Genomic DNA, 1,677 nt, shown 5'->3' on the forward strand with positions numbered 1-1,677 from the left:
ACTTTCTCCCCTCTAGGAGTCCCTGCATAAGGACGAGGGAGCGCTATTGTATAATAGATTGAAACTAGAATAGTACACCTCTACTTCTAAAACATTGTTAGAAATCTATTTGACTGTCCTGATTGATTCATCCTGTTCTTATCTCATTTCACTATATTCACCGATAGTGAATCTCTACAGAGGACTTACACCTCAGATGCACGACATGCCCATCGTATAAAAAAATCTCCTACCCAAGGTAGAAGAATTTTAATCTTATAAAACTTAATCCGTCATGTCCGATACCAAAGTTCGATGCTCCAATGGAATACTGCACATAACTAGCAAGAAAATAAAGCCTGACTGAATCCAGAAGAGAGCCAAGTCAAAAATTCCGTGCACAGCAACCACTGTAAGGAAAGATAGATAAAGGCCGATAATCGGACGTTTCCCCGACTCCTGACTCATATCCATCATCAAGCGAACAGGAGCAACAGAAGACAAAACTAATAAAATAGTCCCCACAATTCCGTAACTCAGAATCGTATCAATATAAAGGCTATGAGCATGTTCATGATAAGGAGCATGTATCCGAGGATACGAGTGCATGTAGGTCAATGGCCCCTCACCCCAAAAAGGATTTTGCTTAAACAAGGCCATCCCAGCATCCCAAATAGAAATTCGTTCTTCCATAGAAGAATCTAAAGTCCCCATCCGAACTCCCAAATCACTGGAAAAGAGGAAGCTCAAGCCAATCGCAAATACCCCAATACTAAGCCAAAAGGCCTTCCAGTTTTTAATAGTCGTAAAGAGATAGATGATTGCTCCAGCGATAATAGCAGGAAAGGCAGTTCGATTTTGAGTAAAGTTCAAACCAAAGAGATTAACAAAGCCTGCAATCACACAGAATACTTTCAACCAATTCAACTTGGTCGTTGTAAACAGATAGAAAGCAATCATAATACAGAAACAACAAATAATTCCATAATAATTAGGATTAAAGAAGGTCACTTCTGCCCGGTTTTGATGCCACACCTGCATATTGGGTGAAAGAAAAGCATAGTTAAATTTCTTCACAATTTGGAAATGTTCTAAACTGGCAAAAGCAGCTGACAAGACACTACCAAACAAGACGAACTGCAAAATCAATCGAAAGAATTTATGGGATAAAATCGACTGATAGTGCAAAAAGAAAATAGTAAATAGAAACATTCCTACTGAAGCCACAAGACCCATCCAATTTTGTGCAAGAATGGATATAACAGTACTATAGCTAAGAAAAAGAAGCAACATCGGATGCTCCCCCATTTTCTGAAGAATACTTTTCATGTCTCCTGTAAAAATCAAACTGATAATATATAAACAGAGTACAACTACAAAAAGATAAAAGGGTAAAAAGATACTTAGGATAATTCCCAATAAAATCAGCTCTTTACTAGACAACCCCTTCAGCTTTTCAATAAAGCCTATTGATTTCAAAATGAATCCTTTCTCTCCAAATCAGCTGATTCAGATAATAGTAAGCTATCCTATATTGTACCACTTTTTTAACAATTTGAAAACAAAGGAAACGTTTTCCAAAATAAAATGTAATTCGAATGTGATATGAAAGTTCTATAATGAAGTTAGCCACCCAGCCCTCCTAAAAATTAGATGTTTTAACTAGCTGATAGCTAGCCCTCGATTTCATTTGATAAG

Annotated in this window: 1 protein-coding gene; it reads right to left on the reverse strand. The window is 37.1% G+C overall.

Features of this window, described 5'->3' with window-relative positions; translation table 11 throughout:
* Positions 1-264: 264 nt before the first annotated feature.
* Entirely contained in the window at positions 265-1,458 is a 1,194-nt protein-coding gene (locus tag HT701_RS10890; RefSeq protein ID WP_172931531.1) for an O-antigen ligase, read from the reverse strand.
* Positions 1,459-1,677: the final 219 nt, after the last annotated feature.

The sequence above is a fragment of the Streptococcus sp. 10824 genome (assembly GCF_013276595.1).
GTDB lineage: Bacteria > Bacillota > Bacilli > Lactobacillales > Streptococcaceae > Streptococcus > Streptococcus pseudopneumoniae.